This is a genomic window from Gordonia humi, assembly GCF_014197435.1.
In the GTDB taxonomy this organism is placed as follows: domain Bacteria; phylum Actinomycetota; class Actinomycetes; order Mycobacteriales; family Mycobacteriaceae; genus Gordonia; species Gordonia humi.
The window spans coordinates 2,827,123-2,853,103 of sequence record NZ_JACIFP010000001.1 but is presented as its reverse complement, the minus strand read 5'-3'; the positions used below and the strand labels follow the sequence as shown (position 1 = coordinate 2,853,103).

General features: G+C 69.0%; 24 protein-coding genes. 6 read left to right on the top strand and 18 right to left on the bottom strand.

The genetic code is table 11. The features are described 5' to 3' along the window. Positions 1-19: 19 nt before the first annotated feature. Entirely contained in the window at positions 20-1,918 is a 1,899-nt protein-coding gene (locus BKA16_RS13020) for an AAA family ATPase (RefSeq protein WP_183371047.1), read from the bottom strand. A 4-nt stretch (positions 1,919-1,922) separates the two neighbouring features. Then, complete coding sequence (gene mqo / locus BKA16_RS13015) at positions 1,923-3,407, bottom strand: malate dehydrogenase (quinone) (RefSeq protein ID WP_183371046.1); 1,485 nt, start codon at positions 3,405-3,407, stop codon at positions 1,923-1,925. Between the two features lie 186 nt (positions 3,408-3,593). On the opposite strand from mqo, the gene BKA16_RS13010 reads away from it, so the two are divergent. Next, positions 3,594-4,592 (top strand): alpha/beta fold hydrolase, encoded by a 999-nt coding sequence (locus BKA16_RS13010; protein WP_183371045.1) that lies wholly within the window; start codon positions 3,594-3,596, stop codon positions 4,590-4,592. Further along, entirely contained in the window at positions 4,589-6,001 is a 1,413-nt protein-coding gene (gene mtr / locus BKA16_RS13005; protein ID WP_183371044.1) for a mycothione reductase, read from the top strand. Before BKA16_RS13010 ends, mtr begins: the two co-directional genes overlap by 4 nt. Before the next feature lie 84 nt (positions 6,002-6,085). Here mtr and BKA16_RS13000 read toward each other — a convergent pair whose 3' ends face one another. From BKA16_RS13000 to map, 3 genes are read right to left on the bottom strand one after another with little or no spacing between them, the layout of a single operon-like run. Then, positions 6,086-6,889 carry an alpha/beta fold hydrolase gene (locus BKA16_RS13000; RefSeq protein ID WP_387996199.1) on the bottom strand — a complete coding sequence of 268 codons (804 nt, stop codon included), beginning with the start codon at positions 6,887-6,889 and terminating at the stop codon, positions 6,086-6,088. Then, positions 6,879-8,429 carry a cobyric acid synthase gene (locus tag BKA16_RS12995; RefSeq protein ID WP_343067414.1) on the bottom strand — a complete coding sequence of 517 codons (1,551 nt, stop codon included), beginning with the start codon at positions 8,427-8,429 and terminating at the stop codon, positions 6,879-6,881. Before BKA16_RS12995 ends, BKA16_RS13000 begins: the two co-directional genes overlap by 11 nt. Positions 8,430-8,457: 28 nt before the next feature. Further along, the gene (gene map / locus BKA16_RS12990) at positions 8,458-9,321 is read right to left on the bottom strand and encodes a type I methionyl aminopeptidase (protein ID WP_183371043.1); all 864 of its coding nucleotides are present in this window, start codon (positions 9,319-9,321) and stop codon (positions 8,458-8,460) included. A gap of 176 nt (positions 9,322-9,497) precedes the next feature. On the opposite strand from map, the gene BKA16_RS12985 reads away from it, so the two are divergent. From BKA16_RS12985 to BKA16_RS12975, 3 genes are read left to right on the top strand one after another with little or no spacing between them, the layout of a single operon-like run. Further along, entirely contained in the window at positions 9,498-10,463 is a 966-nt protein-coding gene (locus tag BKA16_RS12985) for a heme/hemin ABC transporter substrate-binding protein (protein ID WP_183371042.1), read from the top strand. Then, complete coding sequence (locus BKA16_RS12980) at positions 10,456-11,526, top strand: FecCD family ABC transporter permease (protein ID WP_183371041.1); 1,071 nt, start codon at positions 10,456-10,458, stop codon at positions 11,524-11,526. The genes BKA16_RS12985 and BKA16_RS12980 overlap by 8 nt, the downstream gene beginning before the upstream one ends. Further along, a complete protein-coding gene (locus tag BKA16_RS12975) occupies positions 11,523-12,308 on the top strand; it encodes a heme ABC transporter ATP-binding protein (protein WP_183371040.1) in 786 nt (261 codons plus the stop codon). The genes BKA16_RS12980 and BKA16_RS12975 overlap by 4 nt, the downstream gene beginning before the upstream one ends. Positions 12,309-12,345: 37 nt before the next feature. Here the strand turns inward: BKA16_RS12975 and BKA16_RS12970 are convergent, their stop codons facing one another. From BKA16_RS12970 to dxr, 6 genes are all read right to left on the bottom strand, one after another. After that, positions 12,346-13,110, bottom strand: a complete 765-nt coding sequence (locus tag BKA16_RS12970) for a hypothetical protein (RefSeq protein WP_183373252.1) — start codon at positions 13,108-13,110, stop codon at positions 12,346-12,348. Positions 13,111-13,322: 212 nt separating this feature from the next. Continuing rightward, the gene (locus tag BKA16_RS12965; protein ID WP_183371039.1) at positions 13,323-15,128 is read right to left on the bottom strand and encodes a penicillin-binding transpeptidase domain-containing protein; all 1,806 of its coding nucleotides are present in this window, start codon (positions 15,126-15,128) and stop codon (positions 13,323-13,325) included. A gap of 19 nt (positions 15,129-15,147) precedes the next feature. Beyond that, a complete protein-coding gene (locus BKA16_RS12960) occupies positions 15,148-15,984 on the bottom strand; it encodes a GNAT family N-acetyltransferase (RefSeq protein WP_183371038.1) in 837 nt (278 codons plus the stop codon). 36 nt (positions 15,985-16,020) lie between these two features. Beyond that, positions 16,021-17,190, bottom strand: a complete 1,170-nt coding sequence (gene ispG / locus BKA16_RS12955) for a flavodoxin-dependent (E)-4-hydroxy-3-methylbut-2-enyl-diphosphate synthase (protein ID WP_183371037.1) — start codon at positions 17,188-17,190, stop codon at positions 16,021-16,023. A 36-nt stretch (positions 17,191-17,226) separates the two neighbouring features. Beyond that, on the bottom strand, positions 17,227-18,435 hold the full coding sequence (locus BKA16_RS12950) for a M50 family metallopeptidase (RefSeq protein WP_183371036.1): 1,209 nt from the start codon (positions 18,433-18,435) through the stop codon (positions 17,227-17,229). 18 nt (positions 18,436-18,453) lie between these two features. Further along, the gene (dxr, locus tag BKA16_RS12945; RefSeq protein ID WP_183371035.1) at positions 18,454-19,623 is read right to left on the bottom strand and encodes a 1-deoxy-D-xylulose-5-phosphate reductoisomerase; all 1,170 of its coding nucleotides are present in this window, start codon (positions 19,621-19,623) and stop codon (positions 18,454-18,456) included. A 112-nt stretch (positions 19,624-19,735) separates the two neighbouring features. On the opposite strand from dxr, the gene BKA16_RS12940 reads away from it, so the two are divergent. Next, complete coding sequence (locus BKA16_RS12940; RefSeq protein WP_183371034.1) at positions 19,736-19,999, top strand: DUF2631 domain-containing protein; 264 nt, start codon at positions 19,736-19,738, stop codon at positions 19,997-19,999. A gap of 126 nt (positions 20,000-20,125) precedes the next feature. Here the strand turns inward: BKA16_RS12940 and rlmN are convergent, their stop codons facing one another. The 7 genes from rlmN to rpsB form a co-directional block, all read right to left on the bottom strand. Beyond that, on the bottom strand, positions 20,126-21,232 hold the full coding sequence (gene rlmN, locus BKA16_RS12935) for a dual-specificity RNA methyltransferase RlmN (protein ID WP_183371033.1): 1,107 nt from the start codon (positions 21,230-21,232) through the stop codon (positions 20,126-20,128). A 32-nt stretch (positions 21,233-21,264) separates the two neighbouring features. Further along, entirely contained in the window at positions 21,265-21,666 is a 402-nt protein-coding gene (locus BKA16_RS12930; protein WP_183371032.1) for a hypothetical protein, read from the bottom strand. Next, complete coding sequence (locus BKA16_RS12925) at positions 21,666-22,499, bottom strand: phosphatidate cytidylyltransferase (protein ID WP_183371031.1); 834 nt, start codon at positions 22,497-22,499, stop codon at positions 21,666-21,668. The genes BKA16_RS12930 and BKA16_RS12925 overlap by 1 nt, the downstream gene beginning before the upstream one ends. Next, positions 22,496-23,053, bottom strand: coding sequence for a ribosome recycling factor (gene frr / locus BKA16_RS12920; protein WP_183371030.1), 558 nt, complete (start codon positions 23,051-23,053; stop codon positions 22,496-22,498). The genes BKA16_RS12925 and frr overlap by 4 nt, the downstream gene beginning before the upstream one ends. Positions 23,054-23,142: 89 nt before the next feature. After that, positions 23,143-23,913 (bottom strand): UMP kinase, encoded by a 771-nt coding sequence (gene pyrH, locus BKA16_RS12915; protein WP_183371029.1) that lies wholly within the window; start codon positions 23,911-23,913, stop codon positions 23,143-23,145. Positions 23,914-24,063: 150 nt separating this feature from the next. Then, complete coding sequence (gene tsf, locus BKA16_RS12910) at positions 24,064-24,888, bottom strand: translation elongation factor Ts (RefSeq protein WP_183371028.1); 825 nt, start codon at positions 24,886-24,888, stop codon at positions 24,064-24,066. Positions 24,889-24,944: 56 nt separating this feature from the next. Continuing rightward, positions 24,945-25,796, bottom strand: a complete 852-nt coding sequence (gene rpsB / locus BKA16_RS12905; RefSeq protein WP_183371027.1) for a 30S ribosomal protein S2 — start codon at positions 25,794-25,796, stop codon at positions 24,945-24,947. Positions 25,797-25,981 lie beyond the last annotated feature (185 nt).

Here is a 25,981-nt window from a genome sequence, read left to right as displayed (position 1 = left end):
AACTCAGGGAGCCTCCGGCTCAGGCGACTCCGCGCACACCGGCCGCGAGCCCGATCTCGGCGAGATCGCCCAGGCGCACGTACTGCGCACCGAGTCGTGCGGCCAGCGACACGGCGGTGCCGAGTCTGACGAAGCCCTGTTCGCAGTCCACGACGACGCTGGTGACACCGCGCCGGACCACCTCGTCGGCACCCGCCTCGACGCGGCGCGCGGCGTCCTCGGCGCCGGTCGCGCGACCGTCGGAGACCACCACGAGCAGCGGCCGCCGGTGCGGATCGGTGCGTGCGGCACGGTCGATCACCTCGACGCTGCGCATCAGCCCCTCGCCGAGCGGGGTGCGTCCGCCGGTGCGGACCTGGGCGAGTCGGGCCACGGCGATGTCGACCGATCGGGTGGGCGGCACCGCGACGTAGGCGTCCGTGCCGCAGGCGACGACCACCGCGACGCGGTCGCGACGGGTGTAGGAGTCGCGGAGCAGTTCGACGCAGGCCTCGCGCACGGCCGCCAGCCGCGAGCGCGCGGTCATCGATCCGGACAGGTCGACGAGGAAGACCACGAGATTCGATTCGGTGCCGATCCGCTCGGCGCCCCGCAGATCGTCGGGCTGCACGGCGGGCAGTCCGCGGCCGACACCGCGTCGTGCCGCCGCCAGGACGGTGCCGAAGAGGTGGACCGGGGTCGCGGCCGTGAAGTCGACGTCGCGGACGGTGGCTCCGCGGGTGCTCCGGGCGCGCGAGCGTCTGCCGGGATCGCCGTCGCCGACGCCGTCGGCGCGAAAGGTTCGGATGCGGGCCGAACCCGAACCCGGTTTCGCTCCGAACCGCGGACCGGTCGCTCCTCCTCCGCCGCCGGGCGGATCGGTGTCCGGTCCGTCGTCGTCGGGACCGTCGGGGTCCGGTCCGTCCGGGTCCTCGGATCCGGAGTCGGGGCGATCGTCCCCCGGTCCGTCGTCGCCGTCTCCGTGTCCGTCGTCGGGCGCGGGCGGCTCGTCCGCGGCGTCCTGACCGGCGTCGAGTGCGTCGTCGAGTTGTTCCTCGGACATCGACGACTCGTCGAACGGATTCCGTCGACGACGATGCGGGAGCGCGAGTTCGGCGGCGACGCGGACGTCCTCCTCCCCGACCTCCGTGGCGCCGCGCCATGCGGCGTGGGCGGCCGCGGTGCGGGCCATCACGATGTCCCCGCGCAGTCCGTCGACATCCAGGTGCGCGCAGATGCCGGAGATGCGCCGCAGTTCGGCGGGCGGCGTGACGACGGCCGCGACCGATTCTCGGGCCCGACCGATCCGGGCCGACAACTCCGATTCCCGGTCGGCGTACTCGGTGACGAAGCCCTCCGGATCGGCGTCGTAGGCCATCCGCGAGGTGACGATCGCGACTCGCTCGTCCACTTCGCGTGGACCGGCGACGTCGACCACGAGTCCGAACCGGTCGAGGAGCTGCGGGCGCAGCTCGCCCTCCTCGGGATTCATGGTGCCGACGAGGACGAACTGCGCCGACTGGGTGTGTGAGACGCCGTCGCGTTCGACGGTGACGCGTCCGCTCGCCGCGGCGTCGAGCAGGACGTCGACGAGGTGGTCGGACAGGAGGTTGACCTCGTCGATGTAGAGCACCCCGCCGTCGGCCTGCGCGAGGAGACCCGGTGTGAAGTGGGCCTGACCGTCGCGCAGAACACGCGTCAGGTCGAGCGATCCCACGACCCGGTCCTCGGTGGCGCCGATCGGCAGGTCCACGACGCGCGAGTCCTCGCCGAGCAACGGCCCGAGTCCACGCACGATGGTCGACTTCGCGGTGCCCTTCTCGCCGCGGATGAGCACGCCGCCGATCCCCGGCGAGACCGCCGACAGGATCAAGGCCAGCTTGAGCCGATCCTGACCGACCACCGCGCTGAACGGGAAGCGCGCACCCGATGCCGTCATCGCGTCAGGCGTCGACGCCGGTGAGCTGCAGGCTCTTGTTGGTCCAGTCCCACATCTCGCGGTACAGCGACGGATTGTCGTTGAGCTTCTGGCCGAACGACGGGATCATCTCGGTCAGCTTCGGCTTCCAGCCGTCGAAGTGCGCGGTGAAGCACTTCTCGAGGACCGAGATCATCGCCGGGACGGCAGTCGACGCACCCGGCGACGCACCCAGCAGACCGGCCATCGAGCCGTCCTCGGACGTCACGACGGCGGTACCGAATTCGAGGCTTCCGCTGGCGCCCTTACCGCGGATCACCTGGACGCGCTGGCCCGCGGTGATCAGCTCCCAGTCGTCGCCGATCGCCTTGGGCGCGAAGTCCCGCAGGGTGGCGACGCGGTCGTTCAAGTTCGCGGCGAGCTCGGAGATCAGGTACTTGAGGAGGCCGAACTCCTTGGGAGCGATCGACATCATCGGCAGCAGGTTGCTCGGCGACACCGACTTCGGCAGATCCATGACGCCGCCGGTCTTGAGGAACTTCGGCGACCAGCCGGCGTACGGGCCGAAGAGAAGACCCTTGTCGCCGTTGATCACCCGGGTGTCCAGGTGGGGCACCGACATCGGCGGGGCGCCGACGGCCGCCTGACCGTAGACCTTGGCCGAGTGCTCGGCGATCACGTCGGGGTTGGTGCAGCGGAAGAACTCGCCGCTGACCGGGAAGCCGCCGAATCCCTTGGCCTCCTTGATGCCCGACTTCTGAAGCAGGTGCAGCGCACCGCCGCCGGCGCCGACGAACACGAAACGCGCCTCGACGCGGATCGTCTCACCCGATCGGGTGTTGCGGATCTTGGCGATCCAGCTGCCGTCGGACTGCTTGGACAGGTTGCGGACCTCGTGGCCGAAGTACAGGTCGGCGTCGCGGCCGACGTAGCCGAGGAGCTGTTGGGTGAGGGCGCCGAAGTCGACGTCGGTGCCCTGGGTGAACCAGTTGAGAGCGACCGGATCGGAGAAGTCACGACCCGCGGCCATCAGCGGGAGACGCTCGGCGAACGTCGCGTCGTCGTCGATGAACTCCATGCCCTCGAACAGGGTCTGGCTGCTCAGCGCGGCGTGACGCTTCCGAAGGTAGTCGACGCCGTCTGCGCCGTGGCAGAAGCTGACGTGCGGAATCGGGTTGATGAACTCGTGGGGCCTGCCGAGCACGCCGTTGTCGACACCGTGCGCCCAGAACTGGCGCGACATCTGGAACTGCTCGTTGATGTTGAGCGCCTTGGTGATGTCGATCTCGCCGTCCGCACCGGCCGGCGTGTAGTTGAGCTCGCACAGCGCCGAGTGACCGGTGCCCGCATTGTTCCACGGGTCGCTGCTCTCGGCTGCCGCGGCGTCGAGCCGCTCGAACAGACTGATCGACCAACTCGGCTCCAGCTGCCGGATGAGCGCACCCAGCGTGGCGCTCATGATTCCGGCGCCGATCAACGCCACGTCCGTCTTGATGACCTTCTGCGACACGCTGCTGCTCTCTTCCGCTGTCGGTGTGCACTGCTGATTCTTCGTGGGACCACCCGAGAATCTCTCCGGGCCATTGTTCACCATCGCCCGTTGACACGTGGCATCGGTGCACGCAAATGTGTCGTGAGCGACAGCACCGCCGCTGCGCGTCCGACGACCGTTCGCCACACATCATAGAGTTGTGGCGTGATCACCGACTGGCGCCCCGACGAGTTCCTCACCGGCTACGAAGTCCGCACCCTGCCACTGTCCCCCGATCCGGACGGGGAGGATCCGATCAACGCGCATCTGGTCCGCAGGCCGGACGCCGTCGACACCCCGCGCGGGGCCGTGCTGTACGTGCACGGCTTCACCGACTACTTCTTCCAGACCGAGCTGGCGGACTTCTTCCATGCGCAGGGCTACGCCTTCTACGCTCTCGATCTGCGCAAGTGCGGGCGGTCGCTGTCCGCCCACCACCAGCCCCACTACACCAGCGATCTGGCGTACTACGACGAGGAGTTGAACGCGGCCCTCGACATCGTGACCGACGAGGTCAGCGCCGCGGGCGGCACGCCTCGCGTCATCGTCGCCGCGCATTCCACGGGCGGTCTGGTGACCCCGCTGTGGCTCGACCGCCTCCGGACCGACGATCCCGAACGCCACGGGCACGTGATCGGACTACTCCTGAACAGCCCGTGGCTCGATCTGCAGGGCGAGGCGGTGCTGCGCACCACGGCCGCCACCCGACTCATCGACACCGTCGGCTCGGTGCGCGGGAAGCAGGCCATCCCCCGCACCCTGTCGTCGGCGTACGGCGACAGCCTGCACTCCGATGTGCACGGCGAATGGACCTACGATCTGGTCCGGAAGCCGCTCGGCGGCTTCCCGGCGACGTTCGGCTGGATGTCGGCGGTGCGCGCGGGTCACCGGCGGATCCACCGTGGAATAGACACGGGCGTTCCGACGCTGGTGCTCAGGTCCGACAAGTCGGCGTTCCGCAGCGAGTACGAGCCCGCCGTCGACACCGCCGACTGCGTGCTCGACGTGCGGCAGATCGCGCAGTGGTCGGGCTGTCTCGGGCAGCGGGTGCTGGCGGTGGCGGTGCCCGACGCACGTCACGATGTGTTCTTGTCGATCGAGTCCGTACGCGCGAAGGCGTACGGGGAGGTCGGCTCCTGGATGGAAAGCGAGTTCGGAGAATGACAACGGTTGGCACGACGGCGCAGTCCGTCGACCTGGCGATCATCGGCGCCGGCAGCGGGAACTCGATTCCCGATGAGCGGTTCGACGCCACGAGCATCGCGATCTTCGAGGAGGGACTGTTCGGTGGCACGTGCATGAACGTCGGCTGCATTCCCACCAAGATGTTCGTGTACGCGGCCGACATCGCGGCCGCCGCGCGCGAATCCGCGAAGTACGGGGTGCATGCTCGGGTCGACGACGTCGACTGGCCGGCGATCGTCGCCCGCGTGTTCGGTCGCATCGATCCGATCGAGGCGGGCGGACGCGAGTACCGCGTCGACCGGTGCGAGAACGTCACCGTGTATGCCAGTCACGTCGTCTTCGACGGCCGAGACGAGGCCACCGGCCGCTACCGACTGGTCACCGCGAACGGCGAGACGGTTCTGGCGACCGAGGTGGTGATCGCCGCGGGCGCGCGGACCGCGGTGCCCGACGTGATCGCCGACTCCGGTGTGCCGTTCCACACGAACGCCGATGTGATGCGGTTGCCCGAGCTCCCCGAGCGCATGGCGATCCTGGGCAGCGGTTACATCTCGGCCGAGTTCGCGCACGTGTTCTCCGCGCTGGGCACGCGGGTCACGGTGATCGCCCGCAGCGACACCCTGCTGCGCGCGCTCGACGCCGATATCGCGGACCGGTTCACCGCGATCGCCGAACAGCAGTGGGACGTGCGCCGCAACTCCCCGGTCACCGCGGCCTCCTCGCTGCCCGGCGGCGGGGTCCGCCTGGAGTTCGCCTCCGGCGACCCGCTGGAGGTCGACGCCCTGCTGGTCGCGACGGGTCGGACCCCGAACGGCGACCGTCTCGCCCTGGAGACCGTCGGCCTGTCGCTGACCGACGACGGTCGCGTACCGGTCGACGAGCACGGCCGGACGTCCGCCCGCGGCGTGTGGGCGCTCGGCGACGTCAGTTCGCCCTACCAGCTCAAACACGTCGCCAATCATGAGCAGCGCGTGGTGCAGAACAACCTCCTCAAGGGGTGGGACGCCGACGACCTCGAATCGTTCGACCACCGGTTCGTCCCCGCCGCGGTGTTCACCCACCCGCAGATCGCGACCGTCGGCCTCACCGAGGCGCAGGCGCGCGAGCAGGGGCTGGACATCGCGGTGAAGGTCCAGAACTACGGCGACGTCGCCTACGGCTGGGCGATGGAGGACACCGTCGGCGTATGCAAGCTGATCGCCGAACGCGGCACGGGCCGCATCCTCGGCGCGCACATCCTCGGTGCGCAGGCGTCGTCGATCGTCCAACCGGTGATCCAGGCGATGCACTTCGGACAGACCGCGCACGAGATGGCACGCGGCCAGTACTGGATCCACCCGGCGCTGCCGGAGGTACTCGAGAACGCGTTGTTGGGTCTGGACGTCTGAGACGGTCGCCGGACAGACAGATCAGCGGCGTCGATCGCGGTCGGCGTATGACCGCGATCGACGCCGCTGCTCGTCTGTCCGGGTTCAGAACATGCTCGACCGCAGGGCGATCTCGCTCGCCACGGCGGCGGGCGCCTTCTGCGGCGCCCAGTGATCGACGCCGTCGATCACCGAGTAGCGGTAGTCGCCGTACGCGTAGCGTCCGCTGAGTTCGGCCTGGGTGCGGCCGAGGACCGGGTCCTGATCGCTCCAGACCATGGTCGTCGGGATCTCGACGGGCGGGCACGCGAGCTTGGTCGCGATGTCACCGGTGAAGTTGGCGCGGTACCAGTTCAGTCCGCCGGTCAGGGCTCCGGGTTCGAGCAGCGACGCGATCTCGTCGTCGGTCAGTCCGAACTCGCGCAGGACGCTGCCGCCGTCGGCGGTCAGCTTCTCCTCGGCGTCCGGCTGTACGAACCATTTGATGTAGCTCGACTTGTCGCGCTGGTCGCCCGCGGTGAGCGCATCACGGGCCGCGGACGGGTGCCCGGTGCTGATCGCGACGAGGCTGGTGAACCGGTCCGGGTTCTTGGCCGCCAGATGCCACGCGACGATGCCGCCCCAGTCGTGACCGACGACCATCGAGTACGCGATGTTGAGGTGTCCCAGGACCGCGAGGACGTCGCCGGTCAGCTTGTCGAGGGCGTAGTCGTCGACGGCGTCCGGTCGTGCGCCGGGGCTGTAACCGCGCTGGTCGATGGCCACGGTCCGCAGCCCGGACTCGTGCAGCCGCGGAATCACCTCGTCCCAGCACCGCGAGTCCACCGGGAAGCCGTGCAACAGCACGGCGACCGGGCCCCTCGCCGGGCCGGACAGATGCACGTCGAAGCTCAATCCGTCATGGTCGATGGTCAGGTGCTCGGTCTCCACTCAGCCAGGATAGGACGGACGGCGGCGACCCGGCACCCTCGGCGAGCAATCGGTGGACGGCTCCCATGTCGAGGTGGGTCGTGACGAGATCGGCGATGAGGTCGAGCTGCCGCTCACGGACGCGAGCGGCGGACACGTCTGGCGCGGGCACGAACTCCGGCTTCCCGACCGCACAGGCCACTTCGCGCAGGTAGGAGCGCCGGAAGTCGTCGGATTCGAGCAGCCCGTGGCAGTGGGTTCCGGCGACGGCGCCCGAGCGCGCGCCTTCCGGACCGGTCTCGTCGTCGACGAGCCACGTCCGCTCGGCGGTGCGCAGCACCACTCCGTGGTGGATCTCATAGCCGGTCACCGGGTGGTCGTCCTGCCGTCCGGCGAAGCGCCGCAGCGTCTTCTCTGCGGCGAACTCGATGTCGACGTCGAGCAGCCCCAGTCCGTCGACGACGCCGCGACCGGATTCGACGCGATCGTCGATCCGACGGCTCAACATCTGGAAGCCGCCGCAGATCCCGAGGACGGGCCTGCCGTCCCGACCGCGTCGAACGACGGCGTCGGCCAGGCCGCGGCCGCGCATCCAGGCGAGGTCGTCGACGGTCGCCCGGGAGCCCGGCAGCACGGCGAGGTCGGCCGCGACGACGGCTGCCGGATCGTCCACCCAGGTGACGTCCACGTCCGGTTCGCAGGCCAGGGCCTCGACGTCGGTGGTGTTGGACGTGCGCGGCAGGCGGATGGCCGCGACGCTCAGGCGCGGCCCGCCGGTGTACGCGGTCGGTCCCCCGACGCGGCGTCCGACCGGGGAGGCCAGCGAGTCCTCGGCGTCGATCCAGAGGTCGTCGGCGAACGGCAGCACGCCGAGCGTCGGACGTCCGGTGCGTTCGGCGAGCGTGGTCAGGCCGGGGTCGAGCAGGGACGGGTCGCCACGGAACTTGTTGATCACGAAGCCGGCGACGAGAGCCTGGTCGTCCGGGTCCAGCAGGGCGACGGTGCCGAACAGGTGAGCCAGACTGCCGCCGCGGTCGATGTCGGTCACGAGCAGGACCGGCAGATCGGCGGCGCGGGCCAGACCCATGTTGGCGATATCGGTGGCGCGCAGGTTCACCTCGGCGATCGACCCGGCCCCCTCGCAGATCACCACGTCGTACTCGGCGCGCAGCGACGCCAGTTCGTCCGCGACGACCTGTGCGAGCGCGGCCCGTCGCGCGTGGTAGTCCGCGGCGCCCACGTCCCCGTACGGTCGCCCGCGGACGATCACATGCGATCGACGATCGCTGCCGGGTTTGAGCAGCACGGGGTTGAATCGGGTGTCGGGCGCCAACCCGCACGCCACCGCCTGCAGCGCCTGCGCCCGACCGATCTCGCCGCCGTCGAGGGTCACCGCCGAGTTGTTCGACATGTTCTGCGCCTTGAACGGCGCGACCCGCACACCGTCCCGGGCCAGCGCACGGCACAGCCCGGCCACGATGAGGCTCTTACCCGCGTCACTGCTGGTGCCACCGATCAGCAGCGCCCCGCCGCGGCTCACCGCCCGCACCGACCGTCCGGAGCCGCTCTCACGCGTCTGGGAGCGTCAGGATCTCGGCGCCGGTGTCGGTGACGACGAGCGTGTGCTCGAACTGAGCGGTCCAGCGACGGTCCGCGGTCACCACCGTCCAGTCGTCGTCCCACATCTCCCAGTCGAGGCCGCCGAGATTGATCATCGGCTCGATGGTGAACACCATGCCGGGTTCCAGGACGGTGTCGACGGCAGGCTGGTCGTAGTGCAGCACGACGAGACCGTTGTGAAAGGTCTCACCGATGCCGTGACCGGTGAAGTCGCGCACCACGCTGTATCCGAATCTGGTGGCGTACGCCTCGATCACGCGGCCGATCACGTTGAGCGCACGTCCCGGTTTGACGGCCTTGATGGCGCGCTCGGTCGCGATGCGGGTGCGTTCGACGAGGTCGCGCGCCTCCTGTGCGACGTCACCGGCGAGGAATGTGGCGTTGGTGTCGCCGTGCACGCCGTCGATGTACGCGGTGACGTCGATATTGACGATGTCGCCGGCCTGGATGACCGTGGAGTCGGGGATGCCGTGGCAGATCACCTCGTTGAGCGAGGTGCAGCACGATTTGGGAAACGCCTTGTAACCGAGTGTCGACGGGTACGCGCCGTGGTCGATCATGTAGGCGTGGGCGATGCGGTCGAGCTCGTCGGTGGTGACGCCGGGCGCCACCGCGCGTCCGGCCTCGGCGAGGGCGTTGGCCGCGATCTTCGACGCGACGCGCATCTTCTCGATGGTCTCGGGGGTCTGCACCCACGGCTCGTGTCCCTCGTTGACGGTGTCCTTCCACGCGTACTCCGGTCGGGCGATGGAGTCGGGAACGGGCAGGGTCGGCGAGACGACACCGGGGGTCAACGGAGCTCGAACTGTCATATCGTCGATTCTTCCACGTCGCGCACCGCGGTCCGCAGCAGCCGGGACCGGGCCTCGTCGTCGATCCGACCGTAGGTAAGGTGTTCCTAACACGTCTCGAGGCTTCCCGCCTCCCCCGCGACTCGACGGACAGGCAGGTTCTCCCGGTGCACAGGTCCCCGCGCAGGCTTCGCGTCATGACCGCGTGCGTCGCGCTGTTGTCGGCGCTCGCGGTGGGCGCGTGCACCACCGAGCCGATCGACACCGGCGCACTGCGCGCGTCCTCCACCGCGACGCTGCACTCGGGCCCGACGGTGGCGCGCATCGCCGACACCGACGTCGTTCCCGTCGAGCAGGATCCGCCCGTGTCACCGACGGCGCAACGCATCGTCGCGCTCGATCGGAACGGGACGCTCGGCACCATCGTGTACGCGCTCGGGCTCGGTTCGCACGTGGTGGGACGGGACCGGTCGACGACCTTTCCGTCGGCGCTCGCCGTCCCCGAGGTGACCGAGACCGGGCACACCATCAACACTGAGAAGGTGCTCGCGGCGGATCCGACGATCGTGCTGGCCGGCACCGACACGAACCCGGCGAACGCGGTCGACGCTCTGCGCGCATCGGGGATCGACGTCGTGACGTTCCCGTCGGAACGTTCGGTCGCGGGCACTCCGCAGTTGATCCGCGACGTCGCACGCGCGCTCGGCGTGCCCGACGCCGGTGAGAAGCTCGTCGCCCGCACCCAGGCACAGATCGCGCAGGCGCGGCGGTCGATCCCCGATCCGTCGGGGGATCCGACGATGGCGTTCCTCTACATCCGCGGCGAGCATCTGATCCTGTTGGCGGGCCCCGGTTCGGGCGCCGACGATCTGATCGAGAACCTGGGCGGTGTGGACGCGGGCACGAAATCCGGGTTGACGGCCGCATTCACCCAGGTGAGCGCGGAGAAGATGATGAAGGCCGACCCCGATGTGCTGCTGGTGATGACACAGGGCGCCGATTCGGTCGGCGGCCTGGACAAGGTCCTCGACCTGCCCGCCGTCGCCGAGACCAAGGCCGGACGCGCCCGCCGGATCGTCGCCATGGACGAGACCCAGATCCTGATGTTCGGTCCGGACACCGGCCAGGTATTGACCGCGCTCGCGAAGGCGATCTATGGCTGAGCGCACGACACTGCGTCAGCGGGTGCTTGGGGTGTCGGTCGGCCGTACCGTGCTCGTCGGCGCCCTGCTGCTCCTCGCTCTCGGCGTGATCGTCGTCGTCTCGGCGGGCACCGGTGCGGTGCACGTCTCGCCGACGGAGGTGCTCGGATCGATCGCGCACCACTGGCATCTGGACATCGGTCCCCTGCCGTCGCATCCGAACGGAGAGAACGCCCTCTGGGTCACCCGCTTCCCCCGGATCGTCCTCGGACTGCTGGTCGGGGTCGCACTGGGTGCGGCGGGCTGTCTGCTGCAGGGCATGCTGGCCAATCCGCTGGCCGAACCCGGAATCATCGGCATCTCCTCGGGTGCGGCGATCGGCGCCTGCCTGATGATCGTGATCGGCGGCACCGGCACCAACGGCTGGGCGATCGCCGGCGCGGCCGGGCTGTTCGGACTGCTCACCACGTTCGCCGTCTACACGCTGAGCATGCGCGACGGCGCGTCGTCGACGGTGATGCTGGTACTGACCGGCATCGCGGTCAACGCATTCGCACTGGGCGTGATCGCCTACCTGACCTATGTCGCGAGCACCGCGGCACGCGAGCAGATCGTGTTCTGGCAGCTCGGCTCGCTCGCCGGAAACGTGTCCTGGGATCAGATCACGATCGTCGCGCCGCTGGTGGCGGCCGGACTCGCCGGCGGCATGGTGCTGGTGCGCAAACTCGATCTGCTGGCGCTCGGCGAGGTCCAGGCCGCGTCCCTCGGGGTGAACGTCGAGGTGGTGCGGCGCCAGGTGATCGTCCTGGTCGCCGTCCTGACCGCGGCCGGCGTCGCGTTCACCGGCATCCTCATGTTCGTCGGTCTGATCGTGCCCCACGTGATGCGGCTGATCGTCGGACCACGGCACGCGATCCTGCTCCCGGCCAGCGCTCTCGGCGGAGCGCTCGTCGTCGCGGCCGCCGACCTCGCCGCCCGAACGCTCACCGCGGGCGAACTCCCGCTGGGCATGCTGACGTCGCTGATCGGCGGCCCCGCGTTCTTCATCCTGCTGCGCCGCAAGAGCGCCGGAGCCGGCTGGTGAGCGCGGTCCGGGCGGGCGTCCCCGTCTCGGTGCACGAGGTCGGGGTCGATCTCGGCGGCCGCACCGTGGTGCACGGGGTCGACCTCGACGTGGCGCCCGGCGAGCTCGTCGCCCTCGTCGGCCCCAACGGCTGCGGCAAATCGACCCTGCTCTCGGTGATCTCGGGGATCCGCTCCCCCGACGTGGGGCGGGTGAGCATCGGGGGCGACGACATCGCGCACGTCGACGCCCGTTCGCTGGCCCGTCTGCGCGCGCTCGTGACCCAGACCAATCGCCTCGACACTCCGTTCACCGTCCGCGAGGTGGTCGAGATGGGCCGCTATCCGTGGACGCGAACCCCCGAGGCGGTGCGTTCGGCCGAGCTGGTCGACGCTGCGATCACCGCCTGCGAACTCGACGAGATCCTCGACCGTCCGTTCGCTCAGCTCTCCGGCGGGCAGCAGGCCCGGGTCTCGCTGGCTCGTGCGCTCGCCCAGGACACCCCCGTGCTGCTTCTCGACGAACCGACCGCGGCCCTGGACATCGGCCACAGCGAACAGGTGCTGTCGATCCTCGCGCAGCGCGCCGCCGCGGGCGGCACCGTGCTCCTCGTCGTCCACGATCTGTCGCTGGCCGCGGCGTATGCCGACCGGGTCGCGGTCATGAAGGACGGACGGGTCCGCGCCTGCGGACCCGTCCGTGAGGTGATGACAGCGGAACTGCTGTCGGACACCTACGACCATCGAGTCATGGTCTTCGACAATCCGGAGACCGGCGAACTCATGGTGGTGCCCAGACGGTGATCGGCGCCGTCGGACGGCGATCTCAGTTGCGGCGATCTCAGTTGCGGCGGGCGGTCAGCGTCGCGAGTATGCCGAGGACGACGAAGGCGATGCCGCCGACGAGGGTCAACCACAGTCCGAAGCCGACGCTGAACCCGTAGAACACGCCGAGGCCGGAGACCCGGGTGTCGCCGACATTCGAGATGTCGATCACCGCGACGAGCGTGACGATGACGCCGGCGACGATCGCGACGATGCCCGAGACCTTCGGCAGGATCGGCGCTTTCGCGGCGAGGAAGATCGTTGCAGCGGCCAGACCGCCGGTGACCAACGCCAGCAGCAGGGTGATCACGCCGTCGCCCGCGGTGCCCGACACCGATCCCCCGGTGTACGAGACCCACGGCAGGAAGGCGCTGATGAACACGATGACGGCGGCACCGACGGTCGACCACAGGAACGGAACCAGCCGCGGGCTGACCGTCGTGTTGGCCTTGGCCATATCGGTGTACCTCTTGCCGAGTTCACCGAAACTGGCGGCCGCTCCAGCGGCCTGCTGTCCGAAACCGGGCTGTCCGCCCGGAGGCTGCTGACCGTACGGCGGCGGTTGCTGTGCGTGCTGTGGAGGCTCGCCGTACCGCGGTTGCTGCTGTTGTTGCGGCGACTGCCCGTACTGCGGCTGGTGCGGGGACTGTCCGTACTGCGGTTGTTGCGGGGGCTGTCCGTACTGCGGTTGCTGCTGCCCGTACTGCGGGGACCCCGGTGCGCCGGATCCCGGAGACTGTTGTAGCGGATCCTGCGGATTGGGAGGGTTCGGGTTGGTCATGACCTGTGCCGCCTTTCGTGAAGAAGGTCACATAAGGATGACATGTCCGGCACGTGCGAGTCGGTCCTTCGACCTACGACGGGAAAGCTCGCGCGATCGGGACCTGTGCGCAGAGCCGACGGCTGTGCGGGGTCGGCTCGGAACACAGGTACCGTCCACGTGCGGTCGAGACCGGGCGATGGCGCGAGACGCCCTCGGCGCAGCGCAGACCGTTACGGGCTGAAACCCGGTGGGATCCCCGCCAGGAAGTCGCGCGTCACGCCGACGGCCGCTTCGGATCCGCCGCCGAGGACGATGAGGGTCGCGAAGGCGATGTCGCCGCGGTAACCGGCGAACCAGGCGTGCGAACCACCGTTGACCTCGGCTTCACCGGTCTTGCCGAACACCTCGCCCTGACCGGCGATCGCGGTGGCCGTGCCCTCGGTGACGACGGCGCGCATCATGGTGCGCAGGCGCGCGTAGACGTCGCCGTCGAGGGTGACTCTCGCCCCCTCCACCTTCGTCTCCCGACCGTTGATCAACTGGGGCACGGGCAGGCTCCCGGTCGCCGCGGTCGCCGCGACGAGCGCCATGCCCAACGGACTCGCCAGCACGGTCCCCTGACCGAAGCCGTCCTCGCTGCGTCGCACCAGGTCCGGTTCGATGCGCACCGATCCCGACGCGGACTCGACGCCCGCGATGTCGTAATGCGCGCCGAGTCCCATGGCGGTGGCGGCGTGGGCCAGATCGGACGGCCCCATCCGGGACGCGAGGTCGGCGAAGGTGGTGTTGCACGACTGCGCGAACGCCTGCCGCAACGGCACCGGGCCGAGCGCGAAGCCGTCGTAGTTGGGAATGGTGCGCTCACCGATCGTGATCTCGCCGGGGCACGGCACGATCGCCTCCGGAGCGGACAGGCCCCCGTTCATCGCCGCCGCAGACGTCACCATCTTGAACGTCGATCCGGGCGGGTACTGACCGGCGGTCGCCGGGAGTCCGACGCGGTCGGCGGCGGCGTTCTGGGCGACCGCCAGGATCTTCCCGGTCGATGCCTGCACCGCCACGGTCATCGCTTCTCTGCCCGCCACCGCGTCGACGGCGCGCTGCGCGGCGTCCTGCACGGTGCGCGACAAGGTCAACGACACCGCGGGCGCGGGTACGCTCTCGCTCCGGTGCACGACATCGGCGACGAGTCCGTTGGGGTTGACCACCGAGATCTCCCATCCCGGGGTGCCGACCACGTCGGCGCCGACGGCGGCCCCGACACGGGTCAGCAGTTCGGGGGCGAACCGGGGATCCCGCTTCTGCAGAACCGAATCGTCGCGCAGCACGATGCCCGGCAGGTCCAGGTCCGGGCGCAGACGCTCGACGTCGCCCGCGGGGATCACGCCGATCGGCATCGGGTCCCAAGCGGCGGTCGCCTGTTCGGCGAGGCGCTGCACCGACAGCCCCGGGACGAACTGTCCCATGACGGCCGCGATCCGTTCTGCCGGACCGACGACGTCACCCGCTTCGACGGCGGCCCGCCCGTCGAACAGCACGGTCGTGACGATCCCGTTCACCATCACCTCGGATCCGTCCGACTCGTTGACGGTGGCGCGCGGCGGACTCAGGGCTCCCAGCACCAGCCGCTGATCGGCGCCGAGCTTCGGGTGCACGGCGGTCGGCGCCCACCGGACCGTCCACCCGGTGTCGGAGCGCCCCAGGGCGATGGTCGTCTGATACTCCCAGGTGCGGCCGCCGGGCAGCTTCCAGGTGTAGGTCGCGTCCACATCGGCCACGTCCCGCTCGACGTGCACGCGCCCGGTGCGGGCCGACATCGACTCGGCGGTCAGTCCGTCCCACGCCGCCGAGAGCACGCGGCGCGCCGCGTCGGGGTTGGTGGTCCGCCCGGCCGCACCGTCGACGTCGTGGTCGCCGAATGCGGAGACGAAGGCGTCGGCCGCCGCGCGGGGGCCGTCGTCGTCGGACGAACAGGACACGAGCGCGATCGTCAGGACAAGAGCGCAGAGCGCGGCAACACACCGTCGAAGGACCATCGTGAAAGAGCGTAACCGGTCAGTCGACGAGGACCGTCGCGAACGTGCCGACCTGTACGAATCCGACCGATCGATAGGTGGCGCGCGCGGAGGTGTTGAAGCTGTTCACGTACAGGCTGGCGATCCGCCCCTGTCGCGCCGTCGCCGCGGCGACCGCCGCCGTCCCCGACGCTCCGAGTCCGCGGCCACGCGCGCTCGGGTCCACCCAGACCCCCTGGATCTGTCCGACCCGCCGCGACATGGATCCGATCTCGGCCTTGAAGACCACGCGTCCGTCCTCGAACCGCGCGAACACCCGTCGCGCCGCGATGAGCGCGGCGAGCCGCCGCCGGTACGACGCTCCGCCGTCTCCGGCGCACGGATCGACGCCGACCTCGCCGCGGAACATCTCGACGGCCGCCGGAAAGTACGCGTCGAGGTCGGACTGCTGCACCAGGCGCACCTGGGGGTCCGGCGCGACGGCGGGCGGTCCCTGCAACGCGAGCAGCGGTTGTTCGGCGCGGATCTCCCGCGGCTCACCCCACTCGTCGGCCACCCGCTCCCACAGGCCCAGCGCCAGTCCGGCGTCACCGACGACGGACGTGCACATGCGGGGTGCGGCCAGCACACGCTCGGCGAAGTAGTCGAGATCGACGTCGGCGCCGCGCAGCGGCATCAGGTTCGCTCCGGAGAAGCACAGCGACTCCTCGGGCGTCGACGCGCTCCACAACTGGCCGCCGAGCAGGCGTGGGGTGAGTCCGTAGGCCTCGACGCGGGCCGCCACCATGCACGACGCGACGGGATCGATGTCGAGGGCATGCGTCACCGCTTGAGCATCTCGCGCCCCCAACGGGCGTCCTCCCAGCAGACGCAACACGTTCGCACCTTTCGCACCGATCGGGCCTGACGCGCCTCAGCTCACCGAGACGGTAGGTGTACCGCTTCCAGTCTCCTCCGACTCCTCGGCGATACGCAGCGCTTCGGCGATCAGAGTCTCGACGATCTGTGCTTCCGGCACGGTCTTGACGACCTCGCCCTTGATGAAGATCTGTCCCTTGCCGTTGCCGGAGGCGACACCGAGATCTGCCTCGCGCGCTTCCCCGGGACCGTTGACGACGCAGCCCATGACGGCCACGCGCAGCGGCACCTCCATCCCCTCCAGACCGGCGCTGACCTCGTTGGCCAGCTTGTACACGTCGACCTGCGCGCGTCCGCACGACGGGCAGGAGACGATCTCGAGTTTGCGGGGACGCAGGTTCATCGACTGCAGGATCGCGTCGCCGACCTTGATCTCCTCCGCGGGCGGCGCGGACAGGGACACGCGGATCGTGTCACCGATGCCCTCGGAGAGCAGTGCGCCGAATGCGACGGCCGACTTGATCGTGCCCTGGAACGCCGGGCCCGCTTCGGTGACACCCAGGTGCAGCGGGTAGTCGCTCTGCGCTGCGAGCTGGCGGTAGGCCTCGACCATGATCACCGGATCGTTGTGCTTCACCGAGATCTTGATGTCGCCGAAGCCGTGCTCCTCGAACAGGCTCGCCTCCCACAGGGCGGATTCGACGAGTGCCTCCGGGGTGGCCTTGCCGTACTTCTTGAGCAGTCTGGGATCGAGCGATCCGGCGTTGACGCCGATGCGGATCGGGATGCCCGCGTCACCCGCCGCCTTGGCGACCTCTTTGACGCGGCCGTCGAACTCCTTGATGTTGCCGGGGTTGACGCGGACCGCGGCGCAGCCCGCGTCGATCGCGGCGAAGATGTACTTGGGCTGGAAATGGATGTCGGCGATCACCGGGATCTTCGACTTTCGAGCGATCGCCGCCAACGCGTCGGCGTCCTCCTGGCGCGGGCAGGCCACGCGCACGATGTCGCAGCCGGACGCGGTGAGCTGCGCGATCTGCTGGAGTGTCGCGTTCACGTCGTGCGTCTTGGTGGTGCACATGGACTGCACAGAGATCGGATGATCGCTGCCGACACCGACGGATCCGACCTGGATCTGGCGGGTCTTCCGGCGCGGCGCGAGGACGGGAGGGGGTCCGGCGGGCATCCCGAGGCCGACGGCCAGCGGCCCGGACGATTCGGTCATTGACATCACTCCTAAGACTCGTTGCCAGACTACCGGTCAGAAGATGCGGATCGGATTGATGATGTCGACGTACACGGTCAGGACCATGAACGCCCCCATCACCACCACGACGGCGTAGGTGAGCGGCAGCAGTTTGTAGTAGTCGACGGGGCCGCCGTCGGACCGTCCGACGGCCCGACGCAGCAGATTCCGGATCTTCTCGTAGATCGCGATGATCATGTGTCCGCCGTCGAGCGGCAGCAGCGGCACCAGGTTGAAGGCGCCGAGGAAGAAGTTGATGCTCAGCAGCAGCCCGAAGAACAGGTCCCAGTAGCCGCGTTCGACGGCTTCGCCGCCCAGGCGCGAGGCGCCGACGACGCTCACCGGACTGTCTTCGCTCCGCTCACCGCCGGTGGCCGCCGTCCACAGGGCGCCGACCTTGGTGGGCAATGAGACCAGCGCCTTGTAGGTCTCGGTGAACATGTCGCCGGTGAACGAGACCGCGCCGCCCCACACACTCGCCCAGTCGTAGTGCTGCACGAGGGTGTTGTCCATCGTCACGCCGATGGCGGGCACGGTGACCGGGACGAGCCGCCCGTCGTCCGTCTCGGTCATGCGCTGCACCCGGGTCACCGGGATCTGCAGGTCGATGCGTTCGCCGTCGCGTTCCACGGTGACGATCGCCGTCTCCGACGAGTCGCGGACCTTGTCGACGATGTCCGACGAGTCGGCCACCGAGGAGCCGTTGACGGCGACGATCCGGTCGCCGACCCGCATGCCGGCCTCCTCCGCCGGCGCCGGGCCGGTGCATTCGGTCGGGTTGCCCCGTGCGTCGGTCGTGGCGGCGACGCAGCTGATCTGCGTCGCGTGGACCGGTTTGTCGCCGAGCACCGGCAGGCCCCAGCCGAGTGCGAGGACGATGATCAGCACGAAACCGAGGATGAAGTTCTGCACGGGGCCCGCGATCAGGACGACGAGCCGCTTCCAGGTCTTCTGTCGGTACATGGCGCGCGGCTCGTCGATCACCGACAGTTCGTCGTGCGGGGTCATGCCCGCGATGTCGCAGAATCCGCCCGCCGGGATCGCCTTGAAGCCGTATTCGGTCTCGCCGAAGCGCTTGGACCAGATCGTCGGGCCGAAGCCGACGAAGAACCGCCGGACCTTCATGCCGGTCGCCTTGGCCGCGAGGTGGTGACCGAGCTCGTGCCAGGCGACGGAGATGACGAGCGCCGCGGCGAACAGCACGATGCCCAGGACGTAACTCAACTGCCGACTCCGCTCAGATCACCGTGCGGCAGCGACGAGGGCCGCCGCGCGTTCGCGCGCCCACCGGTCGGCTGCCAGAACCTCGTCCAGGGTACCCGGCGGCCGCGTCCACTGATCGGCGTCGGCGAGCACATCGGCGATGGTTCCGACGATCCGCGGGAAGGAGATCGCACCGGCGAAGAATCCCTCGGCGGCGACCTCGTTGGCGGCGTTGAATATCGCGGTGAGGCTCCCGCCTGCGGTTCCCGCCTGCCGGGCCACCGCGATCGCCGGGAAGACCGCCTCGTCGACGGGCTCGAACGTCCATGTGGCCGCCTGTGACCAGTCACACGCGGCTGAGGACCCCGGCACTCGGTCGGGCCAGCCGAGGGCGAGGGCGATCGGCAGCTTCATGCTCGGCGGGGAGGCTTTGGCGATGGTCGCGCCGTCGACGAAGGTGACCATCGAGTGCACGATCGACTGCGGGTGCACGGTGACGTCGATGCGCTCGTAGGGCACGTCGAACAGCAGGTGCGCCTCGATGACTTCGAGGGCCTTGTTCACCAGGGTGGCCGAGTTGAGGGTGATCATCGGCCCCATGGACCAGGTGGGATGCCTGCCTGCCTGTTCGGGCGTCACGTCGCGTACCTGTTCGGCCGTCCATCCGCGGAAGGGACCGCCGGATGCGGTGAGGACCAGTCGCTCCACTTCCCCCGCGGCGCCCCCGCGCAGGCATTGGGCGATCGCGGAGTGTTCGGAGTCGACGGGGACGATCTGGCCGGGAGCCGCCGCGTCGAGGACGAGGGAGCCGCCTGCGATCAGGGACTCCTTGTTGGCGAGGGCGAGTCGCGCTCCGGATTCGAGGGCGGCCAGGCTCGGTTGCAGGCCGATGGCGCCGACGACGCCGTTGAGGATCACGTCGGCCTCCACGGTCTCGATCAGGTGCACCATGGCGTCGTCGCCGGAGAGGACGCCGGGGCCGATCCGGTCGGCCAGGACGGCGGCCGCGGTCTCGTCGGCCACGGCGATCCGCGACGGTGCGAGTCCGGTCTCGGCGATCTGGCGGCCGAGGAGTTCGAGGTTGCCTCCGCCCGCTCCGAGTCCGACGGCTTCGAAGCGGTCGGGGTGCTCGGCGATCACCTCGAGTGCCTGGGTGCCGATGGATCCGGTGGAGCCGAGAATCAGTACGCGTGTCCTCACGGTGATCATTGTTCCCCATCGGGTGCCGCGTCTGTCGACACAGCGCACCGTGTGCGAGGGCGGCGGGCGGTTCGGGTTATGCTGTAGCCCGAACTACTACCGGCTGTCATAAGGAGTGGACGTGGCAAGCACTGAGGTCGAAACGATCGATACCGGCTGGGTCCGCGAGCCCGCCGACGCACCGTCGGCCCGCTTCGGCTGGAGCGGCACCGCCCCCCGCACGTACGCGATCGCCGCGTTCGTCTCGGGTCTGATCTGCCTGGCGATGCTGGTCGGCAACCACGTCGGCCACGTCGAGGACATCTGGCTCATCGTCTTCGCCGTCGGCCTCATCGGCTACGCCGGCTTCAAGATGATCCCCCGCAAGGGAACCTGGAAAAGGTAGAGAGACACACAGCGAAAGACCGATCGCCCCGCCGGGCGATCGGTCTTTCTCCTTATCGAACGTCATCACCGCGACTGCCGAAGGGATGTCTTCCACGCCCCTCGCGTCCGGTGACGAACGAAGACGCTATCTCTCCTCGGCCGCCAACTGCCCGCAGGCAGCGGCGATCTCTTGGCCGCGTGTGTCTCTCACCGTGCACGAGATCCCTTGTTCGCGGACGCGACGCACGAATTCGGCTTCGACGGGTTTCGGGCTGGCGTCCCATTCGGAGCCGGGGGTGGGGTTCAGCGGGATGAGGTTGACGTGGGCGAGGCCGCCGAGCTTGTGGCGAAGCTTCTCCCCCAGCAGGTCTGCTCGCCAGGGCTGGTCGTTGACGTCGCGGATCAGTGCGTACTCGATGGAGACGCGGCGGCCGGTCTTGTCGGCGTAGTAGCGGGCGGCGTCGAGCACTTCGGCCACCGACCACCGGTTGTTGACGGGGACGAGCGTGTCGCGCAGCTCGTCGTCGGGCGTGTGGAGGGAGACGGCGAGGGTCACCGAGAGGTCTTCGTCGGCGAGTCGGCGGATGGCCGGTGCCAGGCCGACGGTCGAGACGGTGACGTGGCGCGCCGAGATGCCGAAGCCGTCGGGCGCGGGCGAGGTGATCTTGCGGACGGCGTCGACGACACGCTTGTAGTTGGCGAGCGGTTCGCCCATGCCCATGAACACGATGTTCGAGAGGCGGCCGGATTCGCCGAACTCGCCGTCGCGGATCGCGCGGGCGGCGGCGCGCACCTGGTCGACGATCTCGGCGGTGGAGAGGTTGCGGTCGAGTCCGCCTTGTCCGGTGGCGCAGAAGGGACAGGCCATACCGCAGCCGGCCTGCGACGAGATGCACAGGGTGTTCCGGTCGGTGTAGCGCATGAGCACCGACTCGAGGAGCGTGCCGTCGTGCAGGCGCCACAGCGTCTTGCGGGTGCTGCCGTCGTCGACGGCCATGTGCCGGACCGGCGTCATCAGCGTCGGGAACAGCGCCTCGCCGATCTCGTCGCGTCTGCCCGCGGGTACGTCGGTCATCTCGGCGACGTCGCCGGTCAACCGCCCGTAGTACTGCTTGGCGAGTTGATTGGCGCGGAACTTCGGCAGACCGAGGTCAGCGACGGCCTTGATCCGACCGGCCTCGTCGAGGTCGGCGAAGTGAGTGGGCGGACGCCCTCGTTTGGGCGCGTCGAAGACGAGGGGAAGGCTGGTCACGGTTTCCATTCTCGCACGCCGACAGCCGTCGGCTACACCACGCCGCAGGGCGTTCCGCTGCCGTCTGTCCCGTACCGTGCTTCCGTCGGAGCGGAGAACGCCTGCAGGATGAACATGGCGAGGACCAGGAGCGCGAGGACGCCCGCGATCGGCATGGCCGCCGTCCACCACCGCCCGGGCGGTCCGTGCGAGATGAGCCACAGCCACCGGCCGAACGCCGCGGCGGCGGCGACGGCGAACACCGTGGACACGACACCGTAGACGGCAGCGGCGGGCAGATCGGGAAGATGCCTGCAGTGATCGGCGCGCACCTGGGCGTTCCACTCGTCCTGGCGATGGACGAGGAGTGCTTGGACGGCCAGCGCCACGATCAGCGCCGTCCACCCCGTGACGGCGGCGGTCGTCACGGGCGACGGCGTGCGCGGTCGCGGCATCACATCAGAATCGTGAGCACGGCCCAGGTCACGAGCGCGGACGGCAGGAGCGAGTCGAGTCGGTCCATGATGCCGCCGTGGCCGGGCAGGAGCGTGCCCATGTCCTTGATGCCGAGATCACGTTTGACCTGCGACTCGACGAGGTCGCCGGTCGTCGCCACGATCACCATGAGGGGGCCGAGGGCCATGCCGACCCACCAGTGCGTGTCGAGCAGGAACAGCGAGCAGCAGACGGCGCCCGCCGTGCCGACGACGAGGGAGCCGCCGAATCCCTCCCATGACTTCTTGGGGCTGATGGCCGGTGCCATCGGATGCTTGCCGAACAGGACGCCGGCGGCGTACCCGCCGACATCCGAGCAGACGACGACGATGACGAGGGTGAACACCCGGTACCGTCCGTCGTCCTGGGCCACCATCGCCGCACCGAAGACGGCGAGCATGGGCAGCCAGGCCAGGACGAGCAGTGACATCGACACGTCACGGACGTAGTCGACCGGTGCGCTGTTCAGGCCCTGCGCGAACAGCTTCCACACCATCACCACGAGGACGGTGGCGGCGACGGCGACGAACGACGCTTCGATCCCCCACGGCCACGACAGCCAGATGGCGGCCTGCCCGCCGACCAGCAGCGGCCAGAAGGGCACGCCGAATCCGCCGTCGTGCAGCCGCTTGCAGACCTCCCACGTCGCGATGCCGAGGGCGATCGAGACGATGCCGTACCAGGCCATCGGAACGAAGACGAGGACTGCGATGAGCACGGCGCCGAGGCCGACTCCCACCCCGATCGCTGCGGGGAGGTTCCGGCCGGCCTTGGACGTCGTCGGGGTCGTCATACCTCGAGCAGCTCGGCTTCCTTGTTCTTCACGAGATCGTCGACGGCGTCGGTGTACGAGTGGGTGGTCTTGTCAAGTTCCTTCTCGGCGCGGGTCACCTCGTCCTCGCCCGCCTCGCCGTCCTTCTGGATGCGCTTGAGCTCGTCGACGGCCTTGCGTCGCACGTTGCGGATCGAGACCTTGGCGTCCTCGCCCTTGCCACGCGCCTGCTTCACCAGGTCTTTGCGGCGTTCCTCGGTGAGCTGCGGAATCGCGACCCGGATGACGTTGCCGTCGTTGGTCGGATTGACGCCCAGATCGGAGTTGCGGATCGCGGTCTCGATGTCGCGCATGGTCGACGCCTCGTACGGCTTGATCACGACCAGCCGAGGCTCCGGGGTGTTGATGCCCGCGACCTGGGTGATGGGGGTCATGGCGCCGTAGTAGTCGATGACGATGCGGTTGAACATCGCCGGGTTGGCGCGGCCGGTGCGGATGGACGCCATGTCGTCGCGGGCGACGTTGACGGCCTTCTCCATCTTCTCCTCGGCGTCGAGCAGAGCTTCGTCGATCATTGTGGGTGTCCTTGTCTCGGTGAACGGGTCTTGGTGAGCGGGGTCTCGGTGAACGGGGTCTCGGTGAACGGGGTCGTGCGCGAGAGCGGTTACTGTTCGGCCGGGTCGGTGCTGACCAGGGTGCCGATCGGCTCACCCGCGACCGCACGGGCGATATTGCCACGTTCGAGCAGATTGAACACGAGCATCGGCATGTTGTTGTCCATGCACAGGCTGAACGCGGTCGCGTCTGCCACCTTCAGCTCCTTCTCGATCACCTCTCGGTGGGTGATCTCGCGGAACAGTTCGGCGTTCGGGTTGATGCGCGGATCGTCGGAGTACACGCCGTCGACGCCCTTGGCCATCAGGACCACTTCCGCCTTGATCTCCAGCGCGCGCTGGGCGGCGGTGGTGTCGGTCGAGAAGTACGGCATGCCCATGCCCGCACCGAAGATCACCACGCGCCCCTTCTCGAGGTGACGCACCGCGCGCAACGGCAGATACGGCTCGGCGACCTGCCCCATGGTGATGGCGGTCTGCACGCGGGTGGTGACGCCGCGCTTCTCCAGGAAGTCCTGCAGGGCGAGGCAGTTCATCACGGTGCCGAGCATGCCCATGTAGTCCGAGCGTGCCCGGTCGAGGCCGCGCTGCTGCAGCTCCGCACCGCGGAAGAAGTTGCCGCCGCCGATCACGATGCCGACCTGGACTCCGGAGGCGACGACGTCGGCGATCTGGTCGGCGACCGCTCCGACGACGTCGGGATCGAGCCCGACCTCTCCGCCGCCGAACATCTCACCGCCCAGCTTGAGCATGACCCGCTTGAAGCCCGTACGTTCCTGACTGGTCTGACCCGCTTCGCTCATCGCAGGAGTGTCGCTCATCTTTTCCTTCGCTCGGTCGCGGACACAAATCCTCTCGATCTTAGTCGCTGCGGCCGCCCCCAACGAGACGAGGGTGCGCGCAGACGAGAACCGGCCCCGACCCGCCGTGAGGGCGGATTCGGGGCCGGTTCTTCAGTCGGTGTCAGGCGATCAGGCCTGGCCCACCTCGAAGCGGGTGAACGCGACGACGGAGGCGCCTGCCTCGTCGAGGATCGCCTTCACGGTCTTCTTCGAGTCGGTGACCGACGGCTGGTCCACGAGGACGACGTCCTTGTAGAAGCCGTTGACACGGCCTTCGACGATCTTCGGCAGGGCCTGCTCCGGCTTGCCTTCGGCCTTGGCGGTCTCCTCGGCGATGCGACGCTCGTTCTCCACGACGTCCGCGGGAACCTCGTCACGGCTGGCGTACTTGGCGCGCAGCGCGGCCACCTGCATGGCGGCGCCGCGAGCGGCCTCCGCGGCGGTGTCGCCCTCACCGGTGTACGAGACCAGGACGCCGACGGCCGGCGGCAGGTCGGACGCACGCTTGTGCAGGTAGACGGCGACGGGGCCGTCGTACGATGCGACGCGCTGCAGGACCAGCTTCTCGCCGATCTTGGCCGACATGGCCTCGATCGCCTCGGCGACGGTGCCGTCGCCCAGCGAAGCTGCGGCGAGCTCTGCGACGTCGTTGGTGCGCAGCGCGACGGCCGCGGTCAGAACGTCGTCGGCGAGCTTCTGGAACTCGTCGTTCTTGGCGACGAAGTCGGTCTCGCTGTTGAGCTCGATCATGACGCCGTCACGAGCGGCGACCAACCCCTCGGCGGTGGAGCGCTCGGCGCGCTTGCCCACGTCCTTGGCGCCCTTGATGCGCAGTTCCTCGACGGCCTTGTCGAAGTCACCGTCGTTGTTGGCCAGTGCGTTCTTGCAGTCGAGCATGCCCGAACCGGTCATTTCGCGCAGACGCTTCACGTCTGCTGCGGTGTAGTTCGCCATGTGAGGCGATCCTCCTTCTTAGGATTCGTGTGACGAGTCGTCCCCCGCCGCAGTGACTATTCTGCGGCAGGAGCGGCCGGAGCGTCGGCCGGAGCCGCAGCGGCCTCGGCCGGAGCAGCCGCGGCCTCCGCCGGAGCCGAAGCCTCGGCCAGCAGATCCTGCTCCCACTCGGCGAGCGGCTCGGCGCCGGCTTCGGGCTTGGCGTCTGCCGAGCCCTGGCCCGCACGCGCCTGCACGCCCTCGGCGACGGCCGAGGCGATGACGCGGGTCAGCAGAGCGGCGCTGCGGATGGCGTCGTCGTTCGCCGGGATCGGGTAGTCGACGACGTCCGGGTCACAGTTGGTGTCCAGGATCGCGATGACCGGGATGTTCAGCTTGCGAGCCTCACCGACGGCGATGTGCTCCTTGTTGGTGTCGACGACCCACACGGCAGAGGGGATCTTCGCCATGTCACGGATACCGCCGAGGGTGCGCTCGAGCTTGTTCTTCTCACGCGTGAGCATGAGGATTTCCTTCTTGGTGCGACCCTCGAAGCCACCGGTCTGCTCCATGGCCTCGAGCTCCTTCATACGCTGAAGGCGCTTGTGCACGGTCTGGAAGTTGGTGAGCATGCCACCGAGCCAGCGCTGGTTCACGTACGGCATGCCGACGCGGGTCGCCTCCGCGGCGATCGACTCCTGCGCCTGCTTCTTGGTGCCGACGAAGAGAATGGTTCCGCCGTGGGCGACGGTCTCCTTGACGAACTCGTAGGCGCGGTCGATGTACGACAGCGTCTGCTGCAGATCGATGATGTAGATGCCGTTGCGGTCGGTGAAGATGAAGCGCTTCATCTTCGGGTTCCAACGACGGGTCTGGTGACCGAAGTGCGCGCCGCTGTCCAGCAGCTGCTTCATGGTTACGACAGCCATGAATGTGTCCTCTCTAGCAGTTTGTCGTCCTCCCCCACGTCGGGTTCGGACCCTGGCGCCCGCAATCGCCTGCACCCGAACCGTTTTCATAAGTTCGGGACCGCGCAGGACGACCATGTGGGCCGTGGTCCTCACCGGCGGCCCGCGCGGACGCGCGAAGTCACCCGGGCATACCCGAGTGCGTC